Below are 26,146 nucleotides of genomic sequence, written 5' to 3'. Positions count from 1 at the left end.
GCGATGCCCATATCGGAAAAACCGATTGCGGCATTCTGATTAATGAATTTGCGAATACGGAGAAATAGAGGCACGCTTCATCTCAGGGAACAAGTCCGCCGAACGCGGCATCAACTGGGGAGACTTCGATGAAGCAGATGTTGAAATCCTGCACGGCGCTTACCCTTTCACTCGGCCTTGCCGCCCCTGCGCTTGCGCAGGAGCCGCTGAAGGAACTCGGCAAGGGCGAAGGTCAACTCTCGATCGTCGCCTGGCCGGGCTATATCGAGCGCGGCGAAACCGACAAGAACTACGACTGGGTCACCGAATTCGAAAAGAAGACGGGCTGCAAGGTCAGCGTGAAAACCGCCGCCACCTCCGATGAAATGGTCGCGCTGATGAACGAAGGCGGCTTCGACCTCGTCACCGCCTCGGGCGACGCCTCGCTTCGGCTGGTGGCCGGCAAGCGCGTCCAGCCGATCAACACCGCCCTCATTCCGAGCTGGAAAACGATCGACGAGCGCATGCAGAACGCACCCTGGCATACCGCCAACGACGTCCATTACGGCACGCCCTACGTCTGGGGTCCGAACGTCCTGATGTACAACACGGAAGCCTTCAAGGGCCAGCCGCCGAAGAGCTGGAACGTCGTCTTCGAGGAGATGACGCTGCCGGACGGCAAGTCGAACAAGGGCCGCATCCAGGCCTATGACGGCCCTATCCATGTCGCCGACGCGGCCAACTATCTGATGGCGCACAAGCCCGAGCTCGGCATCAAGGATCCTTACGAGCTCAACGAAGACCAGTACAAGGCAGCCCTCGATCTCCTTCGCGTACAGCGCACGCTGGTCGGCCGCTACTGGCACGATGCGATGATCCAGATCGACGACTTCAAGAACGAAGGCGTGGTCGCCTCCGGCTCCTGGCCTTTCCAGGTCAATCTGATGCAGGCCGAGAAACAGCCGATCTCCTCGATCATACCGGAAGAAGGGGTGACGGGCTGGGCCGACACGACGATGCTGCATGCCGAAAGCGAGCATCCGAACTGCGCCTATATGTGGATGGAGCATACGCTGTCTCCAAAGGTGCAGGGCGACGTCTCCGCCTGGTTCGGCGCCAACCCCTCGGTGGGCGCCGCCTGCAAGGGCAATGAGCTCCTGACCGACCAGGGCTGCGCCACCAACGGCTACAACGACTTCGACAAGGTCAAGTTCTGGAAGACACCGGTGGCCAAATGCGCGAGCCAGAGCGAATGCGTGCCCTATCACCGCTGGGTCTCCGACTATATCGGCGTGATCGGCGGACGGTAAGCCGGCCAACGCATCGCAAGCATCGACCCTCTCCTCGGGTTTAACCCGAGGACTAACCCTCTCCCCGCTCGCGGGGAGAGGGAACGCCTGCGGCAAAGCCCTTGCGTGATCTTGGGCGAGGCGCCGCCGCGAGTCCCTTCTCCCCGCAAGCGGGGAGAAGGTGCCGGCAGGCGGATGAGGGGCAAATTCCGGAGCATTCTTCCATGACCACCGCCGTCCTCTTCGATAACGTCTCCCGCCATTTCGGTGCGGTGCGCGCCGTCGATCGCGTCAACCTCTCGATCACCGAGGGCGAGTTCTTCGCGATGCTCGGCCCGTCGGGCTCGGGCAAGACGACGTGCCTGAGACTTATGGCGGGCTTCGAGCAACCGTCCGCAGGACACATCGAGATTTTCGGTGAGACGGCAGAAGGCGTGCCACCCTACCGCCGCAGCGTCAACACCGTCTTCCAGGACTACGCCCTCTTTCCGCATCTCTCCATTCTCGACAATGTTGCCTATGGGCTGATGGTCAAGGGGATTGGTCGGGAGGAAAGACGGAAGGCCGCGGGAGATGCGCTCGCCATGGTCAAGCTCCCCGGCTATGGCGCGCGCCGGCCCGGCCAGCTTTCCGGCGGCCAGCGGCAACGCGTCGCGCTTGCCCGGGCGCTCGTCAACAAGCCCAAGGTGCTTCTGCTCGACGAACCGCTCGGCGCGCTCGATCTGAAGCTGCGCGAGCAGATGCAGGAGGAACTGAAGAGCCTGCAGAAATCGCTCGGCATCACATTCGTCTTCGTCACCCACGACCAGGGCGAAGCCCTGTCGATGGCCGACAGGATCGCCGTCTTCAACGAAGGCAGGATCCAGCAGCTTGGCCGGCCGGAAGACGTCTACAACCGGCCGAAGACCCGCTTCGTCGCCGATTTCGTCGGTTCCTCTAACGTGCTCTCGTCCAAGCTCTGCCAGAAACTCGGACTGACCGCATCCTATGCCAGCCTGAGGCCGGAGGCGGTGGCGATCGCGCCCGCCTCGGACGGCGCGCTCAGCCTGTCGGGCACCGTCGCCGGCCGCAGCTTCCTCGGGGCGACCAACCGCATCGTCGTCGATGTGGAGGGCAGCCGCATCGCCGTCGCCAGCCCCGCCGCGCAAGCTGTGCCCGAGATCGGGAGCCCTGTTACCCTGAGTTTCGCCACCCGCGACCTTCATCCGATGGAGGACGCATGACTGTCGTCGCCGAGAGCCTTGTCCTTCCGGAACGCCGCAGCACGGCCGGGCGTCTTTCGGACTTCTTCTGGCGGCACCCGCGCGTGCTCCTGACGGTACTGCTCGGGCCGCCCTTGCTGTGGCTCGGCATCGTCTATCTCGGCTCGCTCTTCGCGCTGCTCCTCCAGAGCTTCTTTTCGATCGACGAGTTTTCCGGCCTCATCAATTACGAGTTCACGCTTGCGACCTACCGGCAACTTCTGAGCGAAGCCAATCTCGACATCATCCTGCGTACCGTCGCGATGGCGGCGCTGGTGACGCTCGTCTCGGCCTTCATCGCCTTCCCGATCGCCTATTACGCGGCCCGCTACGCGCGCGGCAAATGGAAGGCGCTCTTCTATCTCGCCGTCATGCTGCCGCTCTGGTCGAGCTATCTCGTCAAGGTCTATGCCTGGAAGCTGATCCTCGCCAAGGAAGGCATCCTGACCTGGGTCTTCGAGAAGCTGAACCTCATCTGGCTGCTCGACGCCTGGCTGGCCCTGCCCATCGTCGGCGGCAACTCGCTCTCGGTCAGCTACACCGGCACCTTCATCGTCTTCGTCTATGTCTGGATGCCCTTCATGATCCTGCCGGTACAGGCGGCGCTGGAACGCGTGCCGGCAAATCTCATCGAAGCCTCGTCCGACCTCGGCGGCACGCCGGCACAAACCTTCCGCCATGTGCTTTTCCCACTGGCGCTGCCCGGCATCGTCGCCGGCTCGATCTTTACCTTCTCGCTGACGCTCGGCGACTACATCATCCCGCAGATCATCGGCTCGTCGCGGCTGTTCATCGGCCAGGCCGTCTATGCCCAGCAGGGCACGGCCGGCAACATTCCGCTCGCCGCCGCCTTCACCGTCGTGCCGATCGTCATCATGGGCGCCTATCTCTGGATGGCCAAACGCATGGGGGCCTTCGATGCGCTCTGAAAAGACAAATCGCGCGCCCCTTGGCCTGAAGATCGCCGCAGCCGCGGGTCTTGCCTTCATGCACCTGCCGATCCTGCTGATCTTTCTCTACGCCTTCACGACGGAGGAAAAGACCTATCAATTCCCGCCGCCAGGGCTGACGACGCAATGGTTCGCCGTCGCCTGGAACCGACCGGACGTCTGGGCCGCCCTCACCCTGTCCGTCAAGGTCGCTGCGATAGCCACAGCCGCCGCGCTCGTCCTCGGGACGCTTTGCGCTGCCGCCGTCAGCCAGACGCGCTTCTTTGGCCGCGAGACAGTGTCGCTGCTGGTCATCCTGCCGATCGCGCTGCCCGGCATCATCACCGGCATCGCGCTGCGCTCGGCCTTCTCGATGGCGGACATCCCGTTCTCGTTCTGGACGATCGTCCTCGGCCACGCGACCTTCTGCATCGTCGTCGTCTACAACAACGCGGTGGCCCGCTTCCGCCGCATCTCCGGCTCGCTGATCGAGGCGTCGCTGGATCTCGGCGCCGACGGCTTCCAGACCTTCCGCTACGTGATCCTGCCGAACATCGGCACGGCACTGCTCGCAGGAGGCATGCTCGCCTTCGCGCTCTCCTTCGACGAGGTGATCGTCACGACCTTTACGGCCGGACAGCAGTCGACCCTCCCGATCTGGATGCTCGAGGAACTGATCCGCCCGCGCCAGCGGCCGGTGACCAATGTCGTCGCGATGATCGTGGTCATTGTCACCTTCCTGCCGATCCTCGGCGCCTACTACCTCACCCGCGACGGCGACCAGATCGCCGGCGCCGGCAAATGACATCGAACACAAAAGGGAGAACAGACATGGACACCCAACTCCTGATCGGATCGCGCTTCGAGGCCGGAACCGAGGCCGAGGAGCACATCCTGAACCCGCGCACCGGCGGCAGGATCATTGACCTCGCCGAAGCCTCCCATACGCAGATCGACGCCGCCGTCGACGCCGCCGAGCGCGCGTTCATCACCTGGTCGCAGACGACGCCCGCCGAACGCTCGAATCATCTCCTGAAGATCGCCGATGCGATCGAGAAGAACGCCCACGACTTCGCCGCGCTCGAAGCCCTGAACTGCGGCAAGCCGATCAATGCGGTGAAGAACGACGAACTGCCGGCGATCATCGATTGCTGGCGCTTCTTTGCCGGTGCGGTGCGCAACCTGCATGGCCCGGCGGCAGGCGAATATCTGCCGGGCCACACCTCGATGATCCGCCGCGACCCGATCGGCATCGTCGGCTCGATCGCCCCCTGGAACTATCCGCTGATGATGATGGCCTGGAAGTTGGCGCCGGCGATCGCCGGCGGCAATACGGTCGTCTTCAAGCCGTCGGAGCAGACGCCGCTGACTGCGCTGAAGCTCGCGCGGCTCTTGGCCGATATTCTTCCCGAGGGCGTCGTCAACGTCATCACCGGTCGCGGCGAAACGGTCGGCAATGCACTGATCAATCATCCCAAGATCTCGATGGTGTCGATCACCGGCGATATCGCCACCGGCAAGAAGGTGCTCGCCGCCGCCGCCAAGACGGTGAAGCGCACCCATCTCGAACTCGGCGGCAAGGCGCCGGTCATCGTCTATGACGACGCCGATATCGAGGCCGTCGTCAACGGCGTCCGCACCTTCGGTTATTACAATGCCGGCCAGGACTGCACCGCCGCCTGCCGCGTCTACGCCGAGGGGGGCATCTACGAGAAGCTCGTCGCCGATCTCACAACCGCCGTCTCCACGATCCGCTACAATCTTGCCGACGACACCGAGAACGAGATCGGTCCGCTAATCTCGAAGCGCCAGCGCGATCGAGTCGCGAGCTTTGTCGAGCGGGCAGCGGACCAGAAGCATATCGACATCACCACCGGCGGCCGCACGGGCAGCACAGAGGGTTTCTTCTTCCAGCCGACGGTCGTTGCCGGCGCGACGCAGGAGGACGAGATCGTCCGCCGCGAGGTTTTTGGACCGGTCGTCTCGGTCACACGCTTCTCCGCCAAGGACGATGTCGTTGGCTGGGCGAACGACAGCGATTACGGCCTCGCCTCCTCCGTCTGGACCAGGGACATCAGCAAGGCGATGAGGGCGGCCTCCCGACTGCAATACGGCTGCACCTGGATCAACACGCATTTCATGCTGACCAATGAAATGCCGCATGGCGGCGTCAAGCAGTCGGGCTACGGCAAGGACATGTCCGTCTACGCGTTGGAGGACTACACCGCTGTCCGCCACATCATGATCAACCACGGCTAAGACCACGTTCCTCCCTCATCGCTTCGCTGCTGACACCGGCAGCCAGATTGAGGGAAAATCGCTCGCCATTCCGCCGGTCACTTTCCGGCGGCGGGCGTTTTCATTCATGAGAGCAAATCGGCGATACCCAGCGGCAGCGCTTTTGCCACCCGCGCAGCGTGTTGTTGCACTTTTCCCACAAGCATATAAACATGAGTAGCGCGCTCATAAAATCTTGTTGCGCGCAGCGTAATCATGAGTGAATAGCTCATCTTAAAAAGCTCACCGTCCAGAAAGCTGCAATCGCAATGCCCAGACTCGCCATCCGCCTCTGCTTCGACCGCGGTCATGTAGTCATTGGCCCCATGCGCGAGAACAGGTAGCACCATGACGACGGGCACATCCAACAGCGTGGCAAATACCGGGGGACCGACAGGCCTGTCGGTGGCCTTTGCCGGTCCGCATGCGTGGTGCAACGAAAAGATGCTGCTGTCGGCCGATCTTGCCGACGGCATCCCGCTCAGCGAATTCTTCGCCTCCGGCGCCTTCGACCAGGCACTTTCGACCTATGCGGCAACATTCGAGGGCAGCGATCGGCGGGCCGTCGCTTCCATGTGGTCGCTCTTCTATTTGTCCAGCCTTACCATTCCGTATGTCGTCGCCTGGGCGCTGGAGCGCCAGGTGCTGCCCGTTGCTTTCGACGAGATGACGGTGGCGCTTTCGGCGGACGGCTTGCCGCGTGCCCTCGGAGTTGCCGCGCCTGGCGATTGGAGCGACGAGGATGGGCAGGAGATTTTCTCCGCCCTTCAACCCCTTATGGACGAGCACCTCGTCAGGGTCATTGGCCATCTCAAGACAGTGGGCGGCATATCGCCGAAGCTCGCCTGGAACAACGCCGCGGTCTACATCGACTACGCGCTGCGTAGCGCCGGCACCGAGCCTTTGAGCGATCAGGCCGATGCGATGACGAGCGCGCGCCTGATGCCGAACGGCACACCCAACCCCTTCTTCGACTGCCTGCGCCACGAGGAAGAGGACGGGGCGCGTGTCTGCCGGCGCAAGATCTGCTGCCTCCGTTATCTTCTTCCGGGGATTCCGAGCTGCGGCAGCCTCTGCGCGCTTCCTAGCCAAAGGAATCAATAAATTGTCCCTCGTCCGGAACATCCGCTTGGCCGTCGTTGGAACGGTGACATCGCTTTTGATCCTCCTGTCCGCCTTTACCACCCGGGCGGAAACGCAATGGCCGATGACGGTCACCGATGGGGCGGGACGGGAGGTCACGATAGCGTCGCGGCCCCAGGCCGTCCTGCTCGGCAGCGGTTTCAATCTCATCGCGCTGTCGCTCATCCACCCTGACCCGGTGAGCCTGCTGGCCGGCTGGTCCGGCGACATGAAGGGCGACAATCCGGAAATCTATGAGAGCTTCCGAAGCAAATTCCCGAGACTTGCCGAGGTGCCGCTGATCGACGACGGCAGCGGGCCCGGCCTTTCCTTCGAGACGATCCTGACGCTCAAGGCCGATCTGGCGCTGCTCGCAAATTGGCAGGCGGATACCGAAGCCGGCCAGCGCGCCATCGAATTTCTCTCAGGAGTCGGCGTCCCGGTAGTCGTCTTGAACTTCAACGACGACGTGCTCACGCGCACGCCGGACACCATGCGCCTGCTCGGCAAGATCTTCGAGCGCGAGGAAAAGGCCGAAGAATTCGCCCGCTTCTACGAGGAGCGCCTTGCCCGCATCCGCGACCGGGTCCGCAAGCATCCGGGGCCTGGACCAACCGTGCTGATGGAAGCCTTTCCCGGTGCGGACCGCTGTTGTTGGGCCTATGGCATCGGCGGCCTCGGCGAATTCATCGGCCTGACCGGCAGCCGCAACATCGCCGAAGGCAAGCTGCCGCGGCCGGGTGGCATGATGAATGCGGAAGCGGTCATGGCGGAGAATCCCGAAGTCTATATCGCCACCTCGTCGCCGGGCGGCAAGTACAGCGGGTTTTCCATCGGGCCCGGCATCAGTACCGAAGAGGCCGAGCAGACATTGGCAAAGTCGGTCGACACGCCGGTGATGGCGAGTATCGCGGCGGTCCGCAACGGCCGCGTCCACGGACTGTGGAATTTCTTCAATGCCATCCCGCTGAACATCGTCGCCGCGGAAGCCTTCGCCGCCTGGCTGCGGCCGGACCTCTTTCCCGACGTCGATCCGGCCAGGACCATGACCGAGATCAATGAACGCTTCGCGGCCGTTCCCTTCAAGGGCGCCTACTGGATCAGCCTGAAGAAATGAGCCTCGCCGAAAGCTGAATGAAAGCCCATTGCATCGATCTTCGCGGCGCGAGGAACTGCGCCGGTGGCAATTGCCAGCTTTGCGCGAGCCCCTATAAGATTCCTCCACTGCATCATCCCTTTGCCCGGTATCGATTTCAGGGAAAAATCATGCAGTAATTCAAGGCGCTACAGCGACCCTTGCGCGCCTGTTGGAGGCGCGGCGCTGTAGGAGGATCTTTATGCTGTGGGTGATTGCGTTATTCCTGGGCTTGGCAATCGTGTATCTCGCGGCCCGCTATGGCCGCTTTCGTAGCTGGGTAGAGCCGGTCCTTTCCATTGCGGTGGCCGTGGGGCTTGCCGCCGCCTTTCTGATCTGGCTCAGCGAAAGCACACCCGAACCGCCTGCACCCGCCCCCTCCCCGCCCCCAGCCGGGCTCGCCCCTTCAGACATCGTCCTCGAGAATCTCGCCTTCGAGCGAAACCAGTCGGAGCGCAGCTACCGCCTCCGTGGAACTGCCAGGAACACTTCGGCAATCACGCTGGAATATTTCCGCCTGACGGTCACGCTGGAGGATTGCCCGGAAGGCTCCTGCAGGCGGATCGGCGACGACACGGCGCTGGTGCTGGTGCGGGTCCCGGGCGGAGAGACCCGTCCCTTCGAGACGTTTCTCACCTATCCCTATCGAGCGGATGAAGCGCCGACCGCACCGAAATGGAGCTACACGGTGAGCGAGGTGAGGGGCGCGACGCGCCAGTGAAGTTTACAAGCGGCGCCCTTCCAATCCTCTCCCCGCTCGCGCGGAGAGGGCCAGTCCTCGGGTTAAATCGAGGAGAGGGGCGAATCCCGGCCCGCTTAACGCTCGGCCTCAGCAATAGATCCTGAACTTGCCCCGGATTGCCCGATCGATCTCCGGCGCGATGACGGAGGGTGCAGCGTCCGCGAGGATGCGATTCTTCCTGTCTATTGCCTTCGCGACGAGATCCGGCCTGCCGATCTCGGCCCATTCCTTCGGGCTCGTCCGGTCGGCCACGGCCGGATAGACGTATTCGGTCTGCATCAGTCCGAGAGTCTGGGGATGGCCGAGATAGTGGCCGGGACCATCGAGGCAGACGGAGCGCATGGTGTCGAGCGAGACCGAATCCTCGGTCACGTCGATGCCGCGGATGCAGCGCTGCACCTGACCTAGCAGGTCGTCGCCGAGCACCAGCGACTCGAGGCAGAAGCCGAGGAGCGATGCATGCATGCCGACCGCTTCATAGACCATGTTAAGACCCGAGAGCCCAGCCATGACATTGGAGATCGCCTGTTCCCAGCCGGCCTGCATATCCGGCAGCTTCGCATCCGCGATGCCGGCCGCCGCGCCGCCCGGCAGGCGGTAGAACTGGTGCATCTGCGCGCAGCCGGCCGTCAGCAGCGCCTGTTCGCCGGAGCCGCCGGACATCGCACCGGTCCTTAAGTCCGAAACGAACGGCCAGGTTCCGAAGACGGCCGGATGGCCGGGGGACAGCGCATTGACGTAGACGACGCCGGCCAGGCATTCAGCCACCGCCTGCACGATTGCGGTTGCGAGCGGCGCCGGGGCTGTGGCGCCCGCCTGCCCGGCGGAAAGCAGCAGGATCGGCATGCCGCCGCGAATGCACTTCTCCATGGTGATGCAGCTCTCTTCCGCAAACTTCATCGGCGGCACGACGAAGCAGTTGGAATTCGAGACGAAGGGCCGCGCCCGCCACTTGTCCTCCCCGCCGGCGATCATGTGGATCAGGTCGAAGCAGCCCTCCACATGCGACGGATCGGAAAAGCTGGTGCCGACATGCTTGGTGGTACCGGCGCAGCAGGCATAGAGCGTGTTGATGTCCATCAGGAAGTTGTCGGGAATATCCCGGCAGACCATCGCGCGCTGGAAGAAGTGGACGTTGTCGAGATGTTGGACGAGCTGGGCGGCGTTCAGCAGGTCCTTCGACGTCGACTCGCGATATTCCCGCTTCTCGACATCAACGACATGCACGGCGGCGCCGGCAGTGCCGTAATAGACGCGCGTGCCGCTGAGCTCGAGATCCTGCTTCGGGTCGCGGGCGTGAAGGGTTATGTCACGCGCGGCGATCGCCAGCATGTCGTCGACAAGCGCTCGGGGAAAGCGGATGCGCCCGTCGTCGCCGAGAATGGCGCCGGCGCCGGTCATGACCTCGATGCCGGACTTCGGTGCATTGGCAAGGCCGATCTGCTCGAGCGCATCGAGCGCCGCCTCGTGGATGCGTTTGACACCCGCGTCGGTCAGCGGCTTGTACTGCCCGCCCGAAAGGCCGGGGCGAACCGGCCGGATATTCTCCGCGAGCGGTGCCGAGCGGAGCGCAACTCGCGCCGCCCGCCCTCCGGATCGCCTCGAAGCCGTAATTACGCATTCCTCAGCCATCATCGTCTCCCAGTGGCACTGTAGCTCTTTGTCCCTCACCCCGGCCCGCAATTGCCCCTCACCCTAACCCTCTCCCCGCACGCGGGGAGAGGGGACCAAGACGGCGCCGCGTCTCCCCTTCTCCCCGTCAAGACGGGGAGAAGGTGCCGGCAGGCGGATGAGGGGCGAATCATTTGCCGCGTATGTCCGACACGAAGTTACGCCCGCACCCGCTCCGCCCTCGGGTCGTACATCGGCCTCAGCGAAGCCTCGGCCTTGACACGTGCTCCAGCAATTTCAATCTCGTAACTCGACGCCAGCACGTCGGCAGCGCTCTCGCCCTTACAGGGCACGTATCCGAGCCCGATCGCACCCCTGAGAAAATGCCCGTAATTCCCGGACGTAATCGTGCCGACGATCTCGCCGTCGCGGACAATCGCCTCGTTGTGGAAGAGCAGCGGCTCCGGATCGGGGAGCCGGAACTGCACCAGCCGGCGTGACAGGCCCTTAGCTTGCTTGGCCAGCACCGCCTCGCGGCCGATGAAATCACCCTTGTCGACCTTCACCGCGAAGCCGAGCCCCGCTTCGAGGACATGATCCTCATCGGTGATGTCATGGCCGAAGTGGCGGAACGCCTTCTCGATGCGGCAACTGTCGAGCGTGTGAAGACCGCAGAGCTTGAGCCCGACATCATTTCCCGCCGCCTCCAGCGTCTCGAAGACATGGGCCGCCTGGTCAGTGGAGACGTATAGCTCCCAACCGAGTTCGCCGACATAGGTGACGCGGTGAGCGCGGGCGAGGCCCATGCCGATCTCTATTTCGCGCGCCGTACCGAAAGGATGGGCCTCATTGGAGAGATCGTTCGGACTCACCTTTTGCATCAGCTCGCGCGCCTTGGGCCCCATGACGCAGAGCACGCTTTCCGCGGCGGTTACGTCGGTGATCACCACGAACTCGTCGCGGAGATGCTTGCGCAGCCAGGCGAGATCGCGCTGCAGGGTCGCGCCTGGCACGACGAGCAAGAATGCAGTTTCCGAAAGACGCGTGACGGTCAGGTCGCTCTCGATGCCGCCCCGAGCGTTGAGCATCTGCGTATAGACGATGCGGCCGGCGTCGACATTCATCTCGTTGGCGCAAAGGCGCTGCAGGAAGGCGAGCGCATCGCGCCCCTCCACGCGGACCTTGCCGAAGGACGTCATGTCGAAGAGGCCGACGCCATTACGGACGGCGAGATGCTCGTCGCGCTGGTTCTCGAACCAGTTCTGCCGCTTCCACGAATAGCGGTATTCGCGTTCCTGGCCGTCTTTTGCGAACCAGTTGGCGCGCTCCCAGCCGGCCACCTCGCCGAAGACGGCGCCGCGGGCCTTCAAATGTTCGTGCAGCGGCGAGCGGCGGACGCCCCGCGCCGTCGCCATCTGGCGATAGGGGAAATGATCGGCATAGAGCAGCCCAAGCGTTTCCGAAACACGCTCCTTCAGATAGGAGCGGTTCTTCTGGAACGGCTGGGCGCGGCGGATATCGACCTCCCAGAGGTCGAAAGGCGGCTCGCCATCGTCCATCCATTGTGCCAGCGCCATGCCGGCGCCGCCGGACGAAACGATGCCGATCGAATTGTAGCCGGTCGCGACCCAGTAGCCTTTGAACTCGGGCGCCTCGCCGAGATAGTAGCGGTCGTCGGGCGTGAAGCTTTCCGGACCGTTGAAGAAGGTATGGATGCCCGCCGTCTCCAGCATCGGCATGCGGTTGACCGCCATTTCGAGGATCGGGGCGAAATGGTCGAAATCCTCCGGAAGCTGGTCGAAGCAGAAGTCCTCGCGGATACCCTCCATGCCCCAGGGCTTGGCCTTCGGCTCGAATGCGCCGACCAGCATCTTGCCGGCATCCTCCTTGTAATAGGTGCACTCGTCCGGCACGCGCAGGACCGGCAGGCGGTTCAATCCGGGGATCGCCTCGGTGACGATATAGAAATGCTCGCAGGCATGAAGCGGCACGGTGACGCCCGACTGGCGTGCCAGTTCCCTGCCCCACATGCCGGCGCAGTTGACGACATTCTCCGTCTCGATCGTGAAGCTCTCGCCGTTCCGCTCGCAGGTGACGCCGGCGACGCGCCCGTCCTTCTTCATGACAGACGTGACCTTCACGCCTTCGATGATCGTCGCGCCGTTCTGCCGCGCACCTTTGGCAAGCGCCATGGCGATATTGGCCGGATCGCATTGGCCGTCGAGCGGCAGATGCACCGCGGCCCTCACGTCCGAGACGTTGAGATGCGGATACATCGCCTTGACCTCGTCCGGCGTGATCTCGCGCACATCGACATTGAAAGCGCGGGCGAGCGAAGCCTGCCGGTAGATCTCCTCCTTGCGCTCTTCCGTCAGCGCCACGGTAATCGAGCCGTTCTGGCGCATGCCGGTCGAAATGCCGGTCTCGGCCTCCAGCTTGACATAGAGGTCGGCCGAATATTTCGCGAGCCGCGTCATGTTCTGCGAAGCCCGGAGCTGTCCGATCAGGCCGGCCGCATGCCAGGTGGTGCCTGAGGTCAATTGCTTGCGCTCGAGCAGCACGACGTCGGTCCAGCCGAGCTTCGAGAGATGATAGGCGACCGAGCAGCCGGAAATACCGCCGCCGATGATCACCACGCGCGCCTTTTGAGGGATGGGCTTCGTCATGCCTTCAGTCTTTCATTCGAGGGATCCCAGAGCGGCTGGTCGGGCTGAACGGTGGCCTTGAATCGATCGCCGAAGATCTCGACCTCGATCTCCCGGCCGGGCACGGCGAGATCGGCGCGCAGCATGCCGAGTGCGATCGACTTGCCAACGCGATAACCCCAGTTTCCTGAGGTCGTCTCGCCGACGACCTCGCCACCCGACCAGAGCGTCGACATGTAGGGCGCGTCGCACGCACCGGCCTCGACGGTGAGCGTCACGAAGCGCTTGGTCACACCCTGTTGCTTCTCGCGCTCCAGCGCCGCCTTGCCCTTGAAGCTCGGCTTCGACCAGTCGACGAAGCGTTCGAGCCCGCCCTGAAGGACCGTGTAGTCGGTCGACAAATCGCCCTTCCAGGCATGATAACCCTTCTCGATGCGCAGGCTGTCGAGCGCCTCCATGCCGAAGGGCCTGAGGCCATGCTTCTCCCCGGCCTCCCAGACGGCATCGAAGATCGCCGCGGTGTCCTCCACCCTGGTGTGGATTTCCCAGCCGAGTTCGCCCGCGAAGGAGACCCGCACGAATTGGCAATAGCGCCCGGCAATCTGCGCCGTCTGATGTGTCAGCCAGCCCTTCGAAAGATCGGCGTCAGACACCTCAGCCAGGATCGCGCGTGACTTCGGTCCGCTGAGAATCTGGCAGGCAAAATTCGCGGTCACGTCCTCAAGGGTGAACTTGGCACCGGCAGGCCGGTGCTTCTGCAGCCACTCGAAGTCGTGCCATTGCGCCGTCGCCGCGGTGATCAGGAAGAAGAAGTCCTCCTCGATCGCCATCACCGACATTTCCGTGACGATGCGGCCCTTGTCGTCGGCGAAATAGGCAAGGCCGATGCGGCCTGGTTTCGGGACTCGGCCGGTGATGAGACCGGAGAGCCATTCACGCGCCCCCTCGCCCTTCAGCCGGAAGCGCGAGAAGCCCGGCAGGTCGAGGATGCCGGCGGCATCGCGCACTGCCAGGCACTCCTCCTCGATCCGCTTTGCCCAGGACCCTTCCCGTTCCCAGGTCTGCGTAGCCTCTTCGGATGTGTCGTCGCCGGGCTTCGCATACCACATGGCGCGCTCCCAGCCGTTATAGGGCTTGAACTGCGCGCCGAGCGCCGCAATTCGGTCATGGATCGGCGAGAGCTTTTTGTTGCGTCCCGCCGGCCAATAGTGCTTCGGGAAATGCATCGCATATTCGTGGCCATAGATCTCCTTGCCCTTGGCGATGCAATAATCCTGGTCGGTATAGTCGGTGTAGCGGCGCGGATCGCAGGACCACATATCCCATTCCGTCTGGCCCTCGGTGATCCACTCGGCCAGCACCTTGCCGGCGCCACCCGCCTGGCAGATGCCGAAGGTGAAGACGCAGGCTTCGAACGCGTTCGGCACGCCCGGCATCGGACCGATCAGCGGGTTGCCGTCCGGCGCATAGGGAATGGGGCCGTTGATGACGCGCGACAGGCCTGCGGTGCCGAGGATCGGCACGCGCTCCACGGCGTCATTCAGGTACCATTCGAGCCGTTCGAGATCGTCAGGGAAGAGCTGGAAGGAGAAATCCTCCGGCATCGGATCGTCGGGCGTCGTCCAGTGCGCCCGGCAATTCCGCTCGTAGGGGCCGAGATTCATGCCGTACTTCTCCTGACGAAGATAATAGGAGGAATCGACATCGCGTAAGAGCGGCAGCTTGTGCCCCGCCTCCTTCGACCAGGCGGCAAGCTCCGGGATCTCGTCGAAGAGAATATATTGATGGCTCATCACCATCATCGGCACGTCGCGGCCGAACATCTTGCCCACCTCGCGGGCATAGTAGCCGGCGGCATTGACGACATACTCGCAGCGGATCTCGCCCTTTGGCGTGACGATCACCCATTCGTCGTTCTCGCGCCGGGCGCCCGTCACCGGACAGAAGCGGATGATCTTCGCACCCATGTCGCGCGCACCCTTGGCGAGCGCCTGGGTAAGCTGCGCCGGGTCGATGTCGCCGTCGTAGGGATCGTAGAGAGCGCCGGTCAGGTCATGCGTTTCGAGGAAGGGATAGCGGCCGCGCATCTCATCGGTCGCCAGGATGTCGAGGTCCATGCCCTGGTAGCGACCCATGCCGACAACGCGCTTGAATTCCTGCAGCCGCTCTTTGGAATGGCCGAGGCGGATCGAGCCCGTCACGTGATAGTTCATCGGGTAGTCGACACGCTGCCCGAGCTCGCGATAAAGCGAGGCCGAATAGCGCTGCATGTTCATGATCGACCAGGACGAGGAGAAGGTCGGCACGTTGCCGGCCGCATGCCAGGTCGAGCCGGCGGTGAGTTCGTTCTTCTCCAGGAGCACGCAGTCGGTCCAGCCGGCCTTGGCCAGGTGGTAGAGCGAGGAGGCGCCGACCGCTCCCCCACCGATGATGACGACACGTGCGTGAGACGGCAAAATCGACATGCGTGGTTCCCTGGTTTTGTCGCGATATTTGACGAGGAGACCGAGGCCATCAAGCGGAGAGATCAGGCTTTATTGATCGATGTTTTCGATTAGATTGATTGCAGCACGCGTAAGGAGCAGCCCCAAGATGCAAGTCGACCTGATCGAGACCTTTCTGGATCTGATGGAGACACGGAGTTTCAACCGCACCGCCGAGCGGCTGAACATCACGCAGTCGACCGTTTCCCATCGCATCAAGGCGCTTGAGGCGCAGTTCAGCCGCAAGCTCTTCGCCCGCAACAAGGGCGGCACGGTTCCGACCGCCTCGGGGCTTCGCTTTCTCGACTATGCGAAAGCGCTGCAAAATCAGTGGCATGAGGCGACCCGCGCCGTGGCGAGCGCCGGCGCTTTGGAGCGCTCGATGCGGCTCGGCATTCAACACGATCTGGCGGAGGCTTTTGCCGGGCAATGGGTGGCGGCAATCCGGCGGGAATTGCCGGCGACCGAGATCTATATGGAGGCGGATTATTCCAACCAGATGAACCGCGATCTCGCCGCCGGAGAACTCGACCTGGCGATCCTCTACACGCCGCACTACCTGCCCGACCTCCACTATGAAAGGATCGGCGAACTGCATTACGTGCTTGTCAGCACCAAGGCTCGCGACATGGCCGGCGTGAAGCCCGAGACCTATATCCGCTCCAGCTATTCGCCCGCCTTCGACCGCGCCCATCGCCTGGCGCTGCCGCATCTTTCGGCAGCCTCGCTTTCTGCCGGGCAGAACATGGCGATCACCGGTTTCCTCCGCACACTCGGCGGTGCAGCATATGTTACGAAGGCTACAGCGCAGCGGTTCTCCGACGAGGGCGTGGCGGTCGTGATCGGCGACGCACCTATTATCCCGCAGGCGGTCTACGCGGCAACGAGCCTGCGCACCCGACATGCCCATCAGCACCGCAAGATCATCGGCGCAATGGACGGGCTACTGTTTGGCCTGTAGCGCCGCAGCTTGCCGAAACTGCCCCTCACGCTAGCCCTCTCCCCGCAAGCGGGGCGAGTGACTTGGGCGGGCGCGGCATCGCCCCTTCGCCCCGCCTGCGGGGAGAAGGTGCCGGCAGGCGGACGAGGGGCGCTGCAGAAACGCCGCCCCGTCAACGCTCTTTGAACCACTCCTTCAGCCGCATCAAATCCTCTTGCGTCACGCCCTGCGGCTCCGTGACCGCCACCCAAGCGTCAATATAGTCGTCCGGCGCATAGACATGGCCGTGGCCCATCGGCGACGTGGTTGCCATCGCCATGTCGGCGAGGAGTTGTAGCCCAGTCACGACTGGAAACCATTTCAGCGCCGGAGAAACATCGGGCCCGCGCGGCACCCTCATCCAGTCCGGTTCGCGGTAGAAGGCGCGCGGATCGAAGAAGGTCACCGGGTCGCTCGCATACTGCAGATAGACGATCCGCATGGCGCCCCAATGCGCACCGGGAATGTCGAGCGCATTCTCCTGATTGGTGAAGCGGATGACGGAACTGTCGCGGTAGCGCGGCAGCCAGGCGGGCGAGCCCGGGACACGGTCTGCCGTCACCGAACGCCAGAGCCCGCTCTGAAAGGGTGGCCCGCTCCAGAGCGCACCCTGGAAGGGGTCGCTGATGATATCGAAGAGATCGACCGACCCTTGCGAATTCATGGCCCCGAGGCTCAAGCCATGCAGATAGAGCTTTGGGCGCCGGTCCTTCGGCAGTGTCGTCCAATAGCCGTAGACCTCGTCGAAGAGCGCGTTTGCCGCGTCCGCACCGTACCCCGGCTCGACGAGAAGCGACAGCCAGCTGGTGAGATAGGAATATTGCACCGCGACGCTCGCGACATCACCGTGCAGCAGATACTCAAGCGGATCGAGCGCCTCCGGGTCGATCCAGCCGGTGCCGGTCGGCACGACGACGATCAGCGACTTGCGCTCGAAGCCCCCGGCACGTTTCAGTTCCTCCAGCGCCAGCCTCGCCCGTTGCCGCGCCGTGTCGGCGGAATTCAGGCCGACATAGACCCGGATAGGGTCTGGTGCCGCGCCGCCGAAGAAAGCGCCGATTTCGGCGGCCGTCGGGCCGGAGGCAATGAACTGCCGCCCCTGCCGCCCAAGCTCATCCCAGCGCACGAGCGACGCCGCGCTGCCGGTCTTGGCGGGATCGGTCGGGGGCGCGATATCGGGATCGATCAGCGCATCGAGTTGCTGGAAAGAACTGTCGGCCGCACGAAGCGCGAACTTGAAGATCACCCCATTTGCCACCGACCAGAAGAGCGCCAGGGCAATCAGTCCGCCAAGGGCATTGGCAATCGGCCGCGTCAGGAAATATTGCAGCCATCGAGAAACAACGCGGAAGGTAAAACGGAACAGCCGCGCCAGAAAGATAAGTACAACGAACATGAGTGCGGCAATGAGGCCGAGCCTGACAGGCTCGGCGCTCTCGATGGGCTCGAGACCCATGATGTTACGGACGGTATTCTGCCACCCCGCCACCTGCCAGAGAAATACGGCAGCCGCCGCTATGCAGACGATAGCGGCGGCGATCTTCAGCGTGCGCGTCCGTCTGGACGTCGGTTCGGGCAATTCGAAAAACGACCAGAGCCAGCGCAGCAATACGCCGATCGCGTAGCCGGCGGCCAGCGAAGCCCCCGAAATCACCGCCTGGATCAGGTAGGGACGAGGAATGAGGCTCGGCGTCAGCGACACCGCGAAGAAGATGACGCCGACAAGCAGGCCGCTCGTGGAAAGGGAACGCAAGAGGTTCGCAAGATAGAACGGCAATGGCCGCGACAGGTCCGGCTGTTGAAGGTGTTCCATTGCGGGCCTCCACTCTGCGGCGTTGTCACCTAGTCGCCCGAGGCGAGCGACGCATCGGCGGCAATGTCGCCTTCCGCCCCCGCACAGTCAATCGGCGCAACCCGAAGATGCGCCATAGCCGCGCAGTAAGGCGCTAGATCCTCCGCTCCTTGATGGTGTTCATCACGAAGCTCGTCTCGATCGAAGCGACGCATTTGAGTCGGGCGATCTTGTCCTTGATGAACCGCTCGTAGTGGTCGAGGCCAGTGCTCATCACCTTCAGCACATAATCGCGCGAACCGGTGACGAGGTGGCATTCGAGTACCTCGTCCCAGCCGCGGATCGCCTCCTCGAACATCACGATCTCGTCCTCGTGCTGGCGGCTGAGGCGGACCGTGGCGATCGCGGTCATCGTCCAGCCTTCGATCGCAGGATCGACGAGGGCCGTGTAGCCGCGGATGACGCCGGTTTCCTCCAGGCGCCTGAGCCGCCTGAGGCAGGGCGAAGGCGAGAGGCCGACGCGCTCGGCCAGTTCATTGTTGGTGATCCGGGCGTCAGAAACCAGTTCCCTCAGGATGCGGCGATCCATCTCGTCGGCAATTTTCTGCGTCATATCGCCAGAACCTCGGCAAAAACTTGCGTCCATCAAAACGAAGTGATCGCAAATAGCAAGGACCGACCCAGGCGTTTGATATAAATTGGCGGACAGTCGAGTCCGCTCGCGCCCAGGAGAGAAATCATGACCGCGCCGCATCCGTCGAAGACCCATATCGGCAACCACAAACTGCATCCCGAAACGCTGATGCTGAACTATGGTTACGACCCCGAGCTTTCGGAAGGCGCCGTCAAGCCGCCGGTGTTCCTGACCTCGACTTTCGTCTTCCACTCCGCCGAGGAAGGCCGTGACTTCTTCGATTTCGTCTCGGGACGGCGCGAACCGCCGGCAGGTGTCGGCGCCGGGCTCGTCTATTCCCGCTTCAATCACCCGAACAGCGAAATCGTCGAAGATCGGCTTGCCGTGTTCGAGCGGGCCGAGGCCGGAGCGCTGTTTTCCTCCGGCATGTCGGCCGTCGCCACGACGCTGCTTGCCTTCGTGCGGCCGGGAGATGCGATCCTGCATTCGCAGCCGCTCTACGGCGGCACCGAGACCCTGCTTGCCAAGACCTTCCTCAATCTCGGAATACACGCCGTCGGCTTTGCCGATGGCACCGAAGAAGCGGCCGTCAGTGCCGCAGCCGAGGAGGCGATGAGCAAGGGACGGGTTGCCGCGGTCCTCGTCGAAACGCCGGCGAACCCCACCAACAGCCTCGTTGACGTCGCAATGATCCGCCGCATCGCCGAGAAGATCGGCGAAAGGCAGGGACAACGACCGATGGTTGCCTGTGACAACACCCTGCTCGGCCCGGTCTTCCAGCACCCGATCGAGCACGGCGCCGATCTGTCACTTTATTCGCTCACCAAATATGTCGGTGGCCATTCCGATCTGATCGCCGGTGCCGTCCTCGGGTCCAAGGCGCTCATCAAGCAGGTGAAGGCGCTTCGCGGCTCGATCGGCACGCAGCTCGACCCACATTCCTGCTGGATGATCGGCCGCTCGCTCGAAACGCTGTCTGTCCGGATGGAGAAGGCGAACGAAAACGCCCGCATCGTCGCCGAGTTCCTGCGCGACCATCCGAAGGTCGAACGCATCCACTACCTGCCCTTCCACGACGAAGCTTCGCCGGTGGGCCGTGTCTTCGCCGCGCAATGCAGCGGCGCCGGCTCGACCTTCTCCTTCGACATCGCCGGCGGCCAGGACGCAGCCTTCCGCTTCCTTAACGCCCTGCAGATCTTCAAGCTCGCCGTCAGCCTCGGGGGCACGGAGTCGCTCGCCAGCCACCCCGCCGCCATGACTCACTCGGGCGTGCCGATCGAGGTGCGGCGCCGGATCGGCGTGCTCGAGTCCACCATCCGCCTGTCGATCGGTATCGAACATCCGGACGATCTGATCGCCGACGTCGCGAATGCGCTGACGACCGTGTGATCCATTGCGCCCAACCAGCTTTCGCACAGAGCCTTTTTGAGGGGCGCCGCGGAAGCTGGTCCGGGCCCATCAGCTTCGCGCGAAGCCGAGCACGAAAAGGCCAAGCGACCCGACCGAGGCGATTGTGCGAACGTGGTTCCACCAGACCCAATCCGTCAAATAGCGCTTTTGCCAGAGTTCCGTGGCGGCCTCGCCGCGAGCGGCCGCAAGCGCGTCGTTCAAGGGAACGTTGAAGACGATCGTCACCATGAGCGTGCCGAGCAGATAGACAAGCCCACCTGCTGCCAGCAGGTAGCTCCCCTGCCCGCCCCAGATGAAGGCGGCAGCGATAAGCACCAGGCCGAGAAGCGCCGGGCCCATGAAGGCCGCGAGGAACAGCGGGTTCTGGATCACCACATTGATCGAGTTCATGGCGGCAATCCCCTGTTCCGGGGGCAGCCGCGACAGCGCCTGCATGACACAGACCGAGAAGACGAAGAAGAGACCAGCCATCAGGCCGGACCCTATGACAGCGGCAAATGCCAATGCGGGCACGAGGGCAGTCATTGCGCGGGACTCCAGATACGGGTTTGCAGCCATGTTGCGGACGTAAGCCGGACGCCCCGAACAGATAGCCGACCGAAGGGACATAGTCCTCAAGGGTTGTGGCATGTGCAGCGGCCCCTTCAGGAGCGCGCAAAGCCCTCCCACACTTTCCGCCGCGGCTCGATTGACATCGTCTCTGTCCCCACCTAATCATCGCTGATCGGTTGGTTCCCGGAATGCGAACGCGTTTCGGGAGTAAACGGGAATGTGAAGGATGGACCCAAGCTGGGCATCTTAATCACGGCCGACCCCGCGACTGTAGAGCAGCGTGAATTCGCCGTTCCGGAGCGATCCGGAAAAAGCCACTGGCAAGAACCGCGAGAGCGGTGCGAACTGGGAAGGCGAGGCAAATCCCTGGTGCCTGTCTGGGCACCTGACGCTGCGAGCCAGGAAACCTGCCAAGCGATGCGAGCATAGTGCCCAAGGGGAATATCCCACTGCCATCACGGAGGTTGTCATGGCTACGTCTACAGTTTCGAGCATTCCGCTCTCCCTTAGCGATCGTCTGACCGCGGGCATCATCGCCCTGATGATCGGCGCCTTCCTCGTCTTCGGTGCAGGCCTGGCGAATTCGGCCGTGCTGCATGATACTGCGCACGACACGCGTCATTCCTACGGCTTCCCCTGCCACTAGGCGAAGCCATGGAACGCTTGCCGCGTTCCGCTTCGAACGAAACGATCGACCTCCAGGCGCTCGGAGCGCGCGTCGTGCGGCTGGCACGCATACGCGGCTGCGAGCGGCTGGTTGCGTCCATGGAACCGGGCCGGCTGCGCCACAAGGCGAGCGCGCCCGCTGAGGAAAATCGACAATGATCGTCAAGACACTTCTGGCCGCGATCGTGGCCGGGCTGATCGCCGGCGTCTTCATGACCGCCGCCCAGGAATGGCGCATCACGCCGCTGATCCTGCATGCGGAAGAATTCGAGGGCGAAGCACCGGCTGCAACCGAACAGCCCGCCGCCGAACAGCCGGCGACCCCTGATCATCAGCAGCATTCGTCGCTGAGCGGCGCTCCGACCTTCGCTGCCATGCTCAGCGCACTTTCGCCGATCACCCCCGCCTACGCCCACGAGCATGAGGGCGAACACGAGGAAGGCGGCATCATGTTCGGCATGAGCCGCTTCTCCGGCACGCTTGCCGCCAACCTGGTGACCGGCGCCGGTTTCTCGCTGCTTCTAGCCGGCATCAGCCTGGTGATCGGCTATCCGCTCACGCTTGCCAATGGCGCGCTCTGGGGCGCCTTCGGTTGGCTCGCGGTACACCTGCTGCCCGCAATCGGCCTGCCACCGGAGCTGCCGGGATTTCCGGCCGCCGAGCTTGGCGACCGCCAGGCCTGGTGGGGGGCGACGGTCCTGCTCTCGGCCGCCGGCCTTTACCTGTTGGCACTCCGCCGCGAAATCGTCGCCAAGCTGGCCGGTCTTGCCCTTGTCGCTGCTCCCCACCTCTACGGCGCGCCGCAGCCGCTCGACATTTCCAGCAACGTCCCGGCCGTGCTCGGCGCCGAGTTCGCCGTCGCCGCGCTTGCAACGACGCTCGCTTTCTGGATCGTGCTCGGCATCGTCTCCGGTTTCATCAACGACCGGTTTCTGACGGCGAATTAACCCGCACGTGTGCGGCCGCGCTTTTTCCCTTCTCCACGCTTGCGCGCCGCATGCGTGGAGAAGGTAGCGGAAATGGGGCCGCTTCAGACTTTGCTGTCGAGCAGGTGGGCCCGGAGCCTCTCCCGTCGAAGCTCAGGCTCCAGCAGCACGCAGGTATCGCAGTAGCTGCCGCCATCGGCGCGATAAAAGAGGCAACAGCCGCCGCGTATCCGGTAGGTCCTGGAACGCACCTCTCCTCCACCGCTGCTGAACACGGTGATTCTTTCGTAATGAAGCTGCCGCGACGCGAGCGGCGAGTGAGCGCGCTTGACGATCCCCAGCGCGTGCTCGATCGCTGTTTCCTCTTCTCCCCGCCGGCGCCCGATCTCCAGGAAAGCGCCGGCGAGACTGTCTGCGGCAAGTCGCCATTGCGCGCGGACCGATAGGCCGCATCGCCGTTTCAGGATCGAGATCACCGGCTTCAGATGGGCAACGAAGGCGTCGTGGAAGCTCTTGGCCCAGGCCTCCCGCTCCATCTCACTCTCGCCCGGCGAAAGCTCGACGAGGAAATGAAAGCGGCCGGCCGTGAGCGTCCGCCCGTCGCAGGGACGTGAATAGGTTTCGAACCGCAGCCCCGAGACGATCGGGACAAGGCCGCTGGCGAGAGAAATCGCCCCCGCGGCAAGGCTGAACTGGTGACTGTAGAAGGCGATCAGATGCGCCGCCCTGACCTTGTCGTCCATGCCCGACGCAAAGCGATCCTGATAGGCAAGACATGTTTCGACGTTTGCCGACTCCGACCAGAAACCGTCTGGAGATTTGGAGTGTGCATTGGAGCTCGCAACCGAACAGGCGACTTCGGGGCGAACGGCCGCGAGCCACGCGATCGCGGCCGCCGCCTCCCTGCCGGCCGCGCTTTCCTGATGCTGTCCCTGCCCCATTCGCTCATCCATCAGAACACGCCCGGCGTCAGCCATCCGCCATCGAAGCCGGCCCGTTTCAGTCCTCGGCTGAAGATCGGGATGCTGCGTGTGAGCTCCCAAATGAGGCCGCTTCTCCAGTTCTCGATCATCATGACTGCCAGCCCCTGGTCAAGCCCGACAATCCTGTCATCGACCCAGCCCTCGCGCCCCGCTCCCGGCAAACTCGGATTGAAGCCACCCGGAAGGCGGCCGTCGCGAAGCAGCGCCGGATAGTGCGCCATCAGATGGAAAAGGCCGCTCAGGCAGTCGTCCGGCGCGAAAGGCAAGCCGGCAACGGACGCCCACGGGACCAGGGTCCCGTCATCGGCACCAAATGGAGCACCGCGCGCCGCATAGCCCAACAGCTTCTGCCGCCGACCATCACGCAGTTGCAGCCAACCCTTCGGCGCATGGCAGGCGCTGAGGCCCCAGAGGTCGCGGCAATAGCCCGAAAAACCGTGGGGATTTTCTTCCGCGTGGGCGCGCTGTAGGGCGATCGCGCGGCACGTATTCGCAAAATAGTCGCTTCTTGCCGCCCGCATTCCCGTGTCGCTTATTCCACGGAAGTCGATCCATGCGTGCGGAAAGAGATGGATGAACAGTTCACCAGCATGGAGGTGCGGCGCCCCGCCGATCGTCAGCCATTCGTGTGCCGCCGCGTATGCACCGTAGTTTTCCGGCGCGATGGGCCGGTTCGACGAGCCGAGTGCCAGCACGTAGAGAAGCAGCGCCTCGCTATAGCCGCGCCAGCGGTGCTTCAGAAAGCGCCCGGGCGGCCTCCAGCCCATCGCCACCGTTTCGCCGCGGTTGAGTGCCCAGGTCCAATCCGCCCGTTCATCAAGACGCGCGGCAAGGCTCCGGATCTCCGCCTCGCTTGGATCGCGCCCGGTAAAATAGGCGGCAGCCGTCAGGACGCCGGCCAGGAGCAGCGCCGTGTCGATGGTCGAAAGTTCGCTGCTCCAGGCGCGCTCGCCCGTTCGCATGTCCAGAAAATGGTAGTAGTGGCCGCGGTATCCCGTTGCGTGCCTATCGCTCCCCTGCCGGCTGCCGTTGAAGAAGCGCAAAGTGGTGAGTACGCGGCGCGCCGCATCTGGACGCCTCAACCAGCCGCGCTCGACGGCGACGGGATAGCAGGACAGCCCGAAGCCGGTGGCGGCTATGCTCGACGGCGATCCCTGCCTCGACGTGTCGGCGACGAGACCGGTCCGCGCATCGGAATGATCAGGAAAATAGTCGAAGGCGGCGCGTTGCAACCGGTCGATCAGGGCGATGTCCTTGTTCGGCGCGGAGTGAAGCATAACGGGGTTCTGAGAATCATGATCAGTTCGGGTGCAAGCAGCCCAACGGCAGTGCTGCAAAAACCTGGGCCATCTTCATCGCATGACGCCCATTCTAAGCCGCTTTTTCTCTCTCAGGCATCGCGATCAACAAATATTGTAATCGCGTCCGGCCGCGTCAGTCCCCGATTTGCAATCCTGTGATACATTCCTGTTGTGGAGCCCCGCACTGACACGAGGCTCGGACGGTCCCGACTGTAGATCATGACGATTGGCGGATGCGATGTTGAGCATGCTGGCATTGATCATGGCACTCAGTGGCAGCCCGGTGCAGACGGCTGCCACGCCCCCGAATGTCGATGTGGAACTGGTTCTTGCTGTAGACATGTCCGGCTCGATGGACATGGAGGAAGCGCGGGTACAGCGTTCCGGCTACGTGCAGGCGCTCAGGCACCCGGATTTCATCAACGCCGTCAAGGGCGGATATCTCGGCCGCATTGCCATCGGCTATTTCGAATGGGCGGGCATGGTGAACGAGGCTTCGGTCGTGACCTGGCAGGTGATCGAAGGCGTCGCTGATGCCGAAGACTTCGCGGCCAAGATCGAGGCGCGGCCGATCGGAACGCGGCGCGGCACATCGATTTCGAATGCGATCATCTTTGGTACGAGCCTGATCGACACGAACGCCTTTTCGGGCGCGCGCCGCGTCATCGACATTTCCGGCGACGGCCCCAACAATACCGGGCCGCCCGTCGCCCCCGCCCGCAACGACGCCGTAGGACGCGGCATCATAATCAATGGGCTTGCAATCCTGATCCGCCCCTCCGTGTCTACCGGTCCGCTGGACCAGTATTATGCGGAGTGCGTGATCGGCGGCCCGGGCTCATTTGTTCTTCCGGTGCATGAGGCCGAGGATTTCGCAATCGCGATCCGGCAGAAGCTGATCCTCGAGGTGAGCGGCGTGACGCTTCCCCCGACGCTCAGCCTCGCCGCTGTGGAAACGGCGGCAGATTGCATGATTGGCGAAAAGCTTCGGCCGGGCTTCCTGGACAGGGTCTACCCGGAACTGGATCGTTAGCGGTAGGCCGCAGGCGGCTCCATCCTACTGCATGTTTCCTTAAATCGGCCGATTTAAGGATCAAAACATGCAGCAATTCAAAGTGCTACAGCGACCTTTGTGCGTCTAACAAAGACGCACGGCGCTGTAAATGTTCACTGCAGCAGACGACAGCCGCCGGCCAGATCGGCTCCTGTGCCGGCGAAGTCGCGCCGATCGCGCAGTTCGTTGGCGACAGCCTGAAGCGCCATGTCGATGCAATATTCCAGGGCTTGCGCATCTAGTGCGCGGGCACTGTCGCGGATATGGGCCAGCATTCTGGCAATGCTCGCAAGTTCCGCTTCATGTTCGGCGGCTGCCGAGACAGAATGAGTCATTCGAACCCCCATTGCGTTTACTACCCTCGCAAGGGACTATAGATGAAATTTCCGTTCGCGC

Annotated in this window: 24 protein-coding genes and 1 riboswitch; of the genes, 14 read left to right on the top strand and 10 right to left on the bottom strand. The window is 63.3% G+C overall.

The window, feature by feature from the left end; translation table 11 throughout:
- The first annotated feature begins 128 nt into the window (after nucleotides 1–128).
- The 5 genes from AU381_RS16735 (at nucleotide 129) to AU381_RS16715 (ending at nucleotide 5,697) form a co-directional block, all read left to right on the top strand.
- Entirely contained in the window at nucleotides 129–1,289 is a 1,161-nt protein-coding gene (locus tag AU381_RS16735) for an ABC transporter substrate-binding protein (RefSeq protein WP_064242868.1), read from the top strand.
- Between the two features lie 203 nt (nucleotides 1,290–1,492).
- Nucleotides 1,493–2,491: an ABC transporter ATP-binding protein gene (locus AU381_RS16730; RefSeq protein WP_064242867.1), complete on the top strand. Its 999-nt coding sequence runs from the start codon at nucleotides 1,493–1,495 to the stop codon at nucleotides 2,489–2,491.
- Nucleotides 2,488–3,438: an ABC transporter permease gene (locus tag AU381_RS16725; protein ID WP_064242866.1), complete on the top strand. Its 951-nt coding sequence runs from the start codon at nucleotides 2,488–2,490 to the stop codon at nucleotides 3,436–3,438. Before AU381_RS16730 ends, AU381_RS16725 begins: the two co-directional genes overlap by 4 nt.
- Complete coding sequence (locus tag AU381_RS16720; RefSeq protein WP_064242865.1) at nucleotides 3,428–4,243, top strand: ABC transporter permease; 816 nt, start codon at nucleotides 3,428–3,430, stop codon at nucleotides 4,241–4,243. The genes AU381_RS16725 and AU381_RS16720 overlap by 11 nt, the downstream gene beginning before the upstream one ends.
- Nucleotides 4,244–4,269: 26 nt before the next feature.
- Entirely contained in the window at nucleotides 4,270–5,697 is a 1,428-nt protein-coding gene (locus AU381_RS16715) for a gamma-aminobutyraldehyde dehydrogenase (RefSeq protein ID WP_064242864.1), read from the top strand.
- A 104-nt stretch (nucleotides 5,698–5,801) separates the two neighbouring features.
- Here the strand turns inward: AU381_RS16715 and AU381_RS16710 are convergent, their stop codons facing one another.
- Nucleotides 5,802–6,065 carry a hypothetical protein gene (locus AU381_RS16710; RefSeq protein WP_064242863.1) on the bottom strand — a complete coding sequence of 88 codons (264 nt, stop codon included), beginning with the start codon at nucleotides 6,063–6,065 and terminating at the stop codon, nucleotides 5,802–5,804.
- On the opposite strand from AU381_RS16710, the gene fhuF reads away from it, so the two are divergent.
- From fhuF to AU381_RS16695, 3 genes are all read left to right on the top strand, one after another.
- Entirely contained in the window at nucleotides 6,064–6,819 is a 756-nt protein-coding gene (fhuF, locus tag AU381_RS16705) for a siderophore-iron reductase FhuF (RefSeq protein ID WP_064242862.1), read from the top strand. The genes AU381_RS16710 and fhuF overlap by 2 nt on opposite strands.
- A gap of 25 nt (nucleotides 6,820–6,844) precedes the next feature.
- Nucleotides 6,845–7,954, top strand: a complete 1,110-nt coding sequence (locus tag AU381_RS16700; protein ID WP_064243128.1) for an ABC transporter substrate-binding protein — start codon at nucleotides 6,845–6,847, stop codon at nucleotides 7,952–7,954.
- A 220-nt stretch (nucleotides 7,955–8,174) separates the two neighbouring features.
- A complete protein-coding gene (locus AU381_RS16695) occupies nucleotides 8,175–8,693 on the top strand; it encodes a hypothetical protein (protein WP_064242861.1) in 519 nt (172 codons plus the stop codon).
- 108 nt (nucleotides 8,694–8,801) lie between these two features.
- Here the strand turns inward: AU381_RS16695 and AU381_RS16690 are convergent, their stop codons facing one another.
- The 3 genes from AU381_RS16690 to AU381_RS16680 form a co-directional block, all read right to left on the bottom strand.
- Nucleotides 8,802–10,346 (bottom strand): trimethylamine methyltransferase family protein, encoded by a 1,545-nt coding sequence (locus tag AU381_RS16690; RefSeq protein ID WP_064242860.1) that lies wholly within the window; start codon nucleotides 10,344–10,346, stop codon nucleotides 8,802–8,804.
- A gap of 197 nt (nucleotides 10,347–10,543) precedes the next feature.
- Nucleotides 10,544–12,991, bottom strand: coding sequence for a GcvT family protein (locus AU381_RS16685; RefSeq protein WP_064242859.1), 2,448 nt, complete (start codon nucleotides 12,989–12,991; stop codon nucleotides 10,544–10,546).
- The gene (locus AU381_RS16680; protein WP_064242858.1) at nucleotides 12,988–15,435 is read right to left on the bottom strand and encodes a GcvT family protein; all 2,448 of its coding nucleotides are present in this window, start codon (nucleotides 15,433–15,435) and stop codon (nucleotides 12,988–12,990) included. Before AU381_RS16680 ends, AU381_RS16685 begins: the two co-directional genes overlap by 4 nt.
- Nucleotides 15,436–15,562: 127 nt before the next feature.
- On the opposite strand from AU381_RS16680, the gene AU381_RS16675 reads away from it, so the two are divergent.
- Nucleotides 15,563–16,414: a LysR family transcriptional regulator gene (locus AU381_RS16675; RefSeq protein WP_064242857.1), complete on the top strand. Its 852-nt coding sequence runs from the start codon at nucleotides 15,563–15,565 to the stop codon at nucleotides 16,412–16,414.
- 151 nt (nucleotides 16,415–16,565) lie between these two features.
- Here AU381_RS16675 and AU381_RS16670 read toward each other — a convergent pair whose 3' ends face one another.
- Together AU381_RS16670 and AU381_RS16665 are read right to left on the bottom strand one after the other, a co-directional pair.
- Entirely contained in the window at nucleotides 16,566–18,245 is a 1,680-nt protein-coding gene (locus tag AU381_RS16670) for an alpha/beta hydrolase (protein WP_064242856.1), read from the bottom strand.
- 133 nt (nucleotides 18,246–18,378) lie between these two features.
- Complete coding sequence (locus AU381_RS16665; protein ID WP_064242855.1) at nucleotides 18,379–18,837, bottom strand: Lrp/AsnC family transcriptional regulator; 459 nt, start codon at nucleotides 18,835–18,837, stop codon at nucleotides 18,379–18,381.
- Nucleotides 18,838–18,963: 126 nt separating this feature from the next.
- Between AU381_RS16665 and AU381_RS16660 the strand changes: the two genes are divergently transcribed.
- Complete coding sequence (locus AU381_RS16660) at nucleotides 18,964–20,247, top strand: cystathionine gamma-synthase family protein (RefSeq protein ID WP_064242854.1); 1,284 nt, start codon at nucleotides 18,964–18,966, stop codon at nucleotides 20,245–20,247.
- A gap of 69 nt (nucleotides 20,248–20,316) precedes the next feature.
- Here the strand turns inward: AU381_RS16660 and AU381_RS16655 are convergent, their stop codons facing one another.
- On the bottom strand, nucleotides 20,317–20,793 hold the full coding sequence (locus AU381_RS16655; RefSeq protein ID WP_064242853.1) for an anthrone oxygenase family protein: 477 nt from the start codon (nucleotides 20,791–20,793) through the stop codon (nucleotides 20,317–20,319).
- 187 nt (nucleotides 20,794–20,980) lie between these two features.
- A riboswitch (cobalamin riboswitch) is annotated at nucleotides 20,981–21,249 on the top strand.
- A 40-nt stretch (nucleotides 21,250–21,289) separates the two neighbouring features.
- Here AU381_RS16655 and AU381_RS16650 point away from each other — a divergent pair.
- The 3 genes from AU381_RS16650 to AU381_RS16645 are packed head-to-tail and all read left to right on the top strand — an operon-like array spanning nucleotide 21,290 to nucleotide 22,433.
- Nucleotides 21,290–21,466, top strand: coding sequence for a CbtB domain-containing protein (locus AU381_RS16650; protein WP_012708714.1), 177 nt, complete (start codon nucleotides 21,290–21,292; stop codon nucleotides 21,464–21,466).
- 8 nt (nucleotides 21,467–21,474) lie between these two features.
- Nucleotides 21,475–21,645, top strand: coding sequence for a hypothetical protein (locus AU381_RS29790; protein WP_156528618.1), 171 nt, complete (start codon nucleotides 21,475–21,477; stop codon nucleotides 21,643–21,645).
- Complete coding sequence (locus AU381_RS16645) at nucleotides 21,642–22,433, top strand: CbtA family protein (RefSeq protein WP_064242852.1); 792 nt, start codon at nucleotides 21,642–21,644, stop codon at nucleotides 22,431–22,433. The genes AU381_RS29790 and AU381_RS16645 overlap by 4 nt, the downstream gene beginning before the upstream one ends.
- Before the next feature lie 83 nt (nucleotides 22,434–22,516).
- Here AU381_RS16645 and AU381_RS16640 read toward each other — a convergent pair whose 3' ends face one another.
- Both AU381_RS16640 and AU381_RS16635 read right to left on the bottom strand, forming a co-directional pair.
- Nucleotides 22,517–23,353, bottom strand: coding sequence for a ferric iron reductase (locus AU381_RS16640; RefSeq protein ID WP_156528617.1), 837 nt, complete (start codon nucleotides 23,351–23,353; stop codon nucleotides 22,517–22,519).
- An 11-nt stretch (nucleotides 23,354–23,364) separates the two neighbouring features.
- Nucleotides 23,365–24,672 carry a glucoamylase family protein gene (locus AU381_RS16635; protein WP_064242851.1) on the bottom strand — a complete coding sequence of 436 codons (1,308 nt, stop codon included), beginning with the start codon at nucleotides 24,670–24,672 and terminating at the stop codon, nucleotides 23,365–23,367.
- Nucleotides 24,673–24,934: 262 nt separating this feature from the next.
- On the opposite strand from AU381_RS16635, the gene AU381_RS16630 reads away from it, so the two are divergent.
- The gene (locus AU381_RS16630; RefSeq protein WP_064242850.1) at nucleotides 24,935–25,729 is read left to right on the top strand and encodes a DUF1194 domain-containing protein; all 795 of its coding nucleotides are present in this window, start codon (nucleotides 24,935–24,937) and stop codon (nucleotides 25,727–25,729) included.
- Nucleotides 25,730–25,863: 134 nt separating this feature from the next.
- Here the strand turns inward: AU381_RS16630 and AU381_RS16625 are convergent, their stop codons facing one another.
- Nucleotides 25,864–26,097, bottom strand: coding sequence for a hypothetical protein (locus tag AU381_RS16625; protein WP_064242849.1), 234 nt, complete (start codon nucleotides 26,095–26,097; stop codon nucleotides 25,864–25,866).
- Nucleotides 26,098–26,146: the final 49 nt, after the last annotated feature.

Origin of the sequence: Sinorhizobium glycinis, assembly GCF_001651865.1 — a bacterium.
GTDB lineage: Bacteria > Pseudomonadota > Alphaproteobacteria > Rhizobiales > Rhizobiaceae > Sinorhizobium > Sinorhizobium glycinis.
This window is presented reverse-complemented; position numbering and strand designations above follow the sequence as displayed.

Coding starts and splice junctions, on each gene's coding strand:
- AU381_RS16735 (WP_064242868.1), top strand. CDS start 129: ATGAAGCAGATGTTGAAATCCTGCACGGCGCTTACCCTTTCACTCGGC.
- AU381_RS16730 (WP_064242867.1), top strand. CDS start 1,493: ATGACCACCGCCGTCCTCTTCGATAACGTCTCCCGCCATTTCGGTGCG.
- AU381_RS16725 (WP_064242866.1), top strand. CDS start 2,488: ATGACTGTCGTCGCCGAGAGCCTTGTCCTTCCGGAACGCCGCAGCACG.
- AU381_RS16720 (WP_064242865.1), top strand. CDS start 3,428: ATGCGCTCTGAAAAGACAAATCGCGCGCCCCTTGGCCTGAAGATCGCC.
- AU381_RS16715 (WP_064242864.1), top strand. CDS start 4,270: ATGGACACCCAACTCCTGATCGGATCGCGCTTCGAGGCCGGAACCGAG.
- fhuF (WP_064242862.1), top strand. CDS start 6,064: ATGACGACGGGCACATCCAACAGCGTGGCAAATACCGGGGGACCGACA.
- AU381_RS16710 (WP_064242863.1), bottom strand. CDS start 6,065: ATGGTGCTACCTGTTCTCGCGCATGGGGCCAATGACTACATGACCGCG.
- AU381_RS16695 (WP_064242861.1), top strand. CDS start 8,175: ATGCTGTGGGTGATTGCGTTATTCCTGGGCTTGGCAATCGTGTATCTC.
- AU381_RS16690 (WP_064242860.1), bottom strand. CDS start 10,346: ATGGCTGAGGAATGCGTAATTACGGCTTCGAGGCGATCCGGAGGGCGG.
- AU381_RS16685 (WP_064242859.1), bottom strand. CDS start 12,991: ATGACGAAGCCCATCCCTCAAAAGGCGCGCGTGGTGATCATCGGCGGC.
- AU381_RS16680 (WP_064242858.1), bottom strand. CDS start 15,435: ATGTCGATTTTGCCGTCTCACGCACGTGTCGTCATCATCGGTGGGGGA.
- AU381_RS16675 (WP_064242857.1), top strand. CDS start 15,563: ATGCAAGTCGACCTGATCGAGACCTTTCTGGATCTGATGGAGACACGG.
- AU381_RS16670 (WP_064242856.1), bottom strand. CDS start 18,245: ATGGAACACCTTCAACAGCCGGACCTGTCGCGGCCATTGCCGTTCTAT.
- AU381_RS16665 (WP_064242855.1), bottom strand. CDS start 18,837: ATGACGCAGAAAATTGCCGACGAGATGGATCGCCGCATCCTGAGGGAA.
- AU381_RS16660 (WP_064242854.1), top strand. CDS start 18,964: ATGACCGCGCCGCATCCGTCGAAGACCCATATCGGCAACCACAAACTG.
- AU381_RS16655 (WP_064242853.1), bottom strand. CDS start 20,793: ATGACTGCCCTCGTGCCCGCATTGGCATTTGCCGCTGTCATAGGGTCC.
- AU381_RS16650 (WP_012708714.1), top strand. CDS start 21,290: ATGGCTACGTCTACAGTTTCGAGCATTCCGCTCTCCCTTAGCGATCGT.
- AU381_RS29790 (WP_156528618.1), top strand. CDS start 21,475: ATGGAACGCTTGCCGCGTTCCGCTTCGAACGAAACGATCGACCTCCAG.
- AU381_RS16645 (WP_064242852.1), top strand. CDS start 21,642: ATGATCGTCAAGACACTTCTGGCCGCGATCGTGGCCGGGCTGATCGCC.
- AU381_RS16640 (WP_156528617.1), bottom strand. CDS start 23,353: ATGGGGCAGGGACAGCATCAGGAAAGCGCGGCCGGCAGGGAGGCGGCG.
- AU381_RS16635 (WP_064242851.1), bottom strand. CDS start 24,672: ATGCTTCACTCCGCGCCGAACAAGGACATCGCCCTGATCGACCGGTTG.
- AU381_RS16630 (WP_064242850.1), top strand. CDS start 24,935: ATGTTGAGCATGCTGGCATTGATCATGGCACTCAGTGGCAGCCCGGTG.
- AU381_RS16625 (WP_064242849.1), bottom strand. CDS start 26,097: ATGGGGGTTCGAATGACTCATTCTGTCTCGGCAGCCGCCGAACATGAA.